The organism is Mesorhizobium sp. M2C.T.Ca.TU.002.02.1.1, assembly GCF_003997225.1.
Genome location: NZ_RZTO01001468.1, coordinates 1 through 564, shown reverse-complemented (window position 1 = coordinate 564; position 564 = coordinate 1). Strand labels below are relative to the sequence as shown.

General features: G+C 63.1%; 1 protein-coding gene. It reads left to right on the top strand.

What is annotated here, in order from left to right; all coding sequences use genetic code 11:
- Window positions 1-399: 399 nt before the first annotated feature.
- The coding region (locus EOD07_RS36790) for a SufE family protein (protein ID WP_206519682.1) at window positions 400-564 on the top strand (165 nt) is incomplete at its 3' end.

Here is a 564-nt window from a genome sequence, read left to right as displayed (position 1 = left end):
ACAAGCAGCAGTCCGGGCAGCCCGCCGCGCCCGAGACGAAGATCGCGGATGGCTCCGTCGCGACCACCGGCAGCATCGCCGAGGAGGTCGTGCTGCCCGCCAAGGTCAACATTCCGGTGATGCTGACGGCGAAGAACTGAGAGCTTTCTCGGCCGTTTGCTCAGCTCTTTGGTTTTGGCGCAATTCCAGACGGAGAGGCTGCGGCGAAGTCGCCGAGCCTAAACGCTCCGCACTTTTCCTGGAATTGCTCTTTGTTTGGTTTGTCGCAATTCCGGACGGAAAACCGCTACGCACTTTTCCTGGAATTGCTCTCCGCCGCGGGCCCGTCCGACCTCTCGACGCCCGCGGCGTCTTTCTTTTTCCGTGACGTGGCGGTGCCGGGCCACTATATGCGGTGCGATGACTCCGTCGATCCAGACGATCCGCGACGACTTTTCCCTGCTCGACGAGTGGGAGGACCGCTATCGCTACGTGATCGAGCTCGGCGAAGGCCTGCCGCCTTTTCCCGAGGCGGAACGCACGGCCGCGAACAAGGTGCCCGGCTGCGTGAGCCAGGTGTGGCTG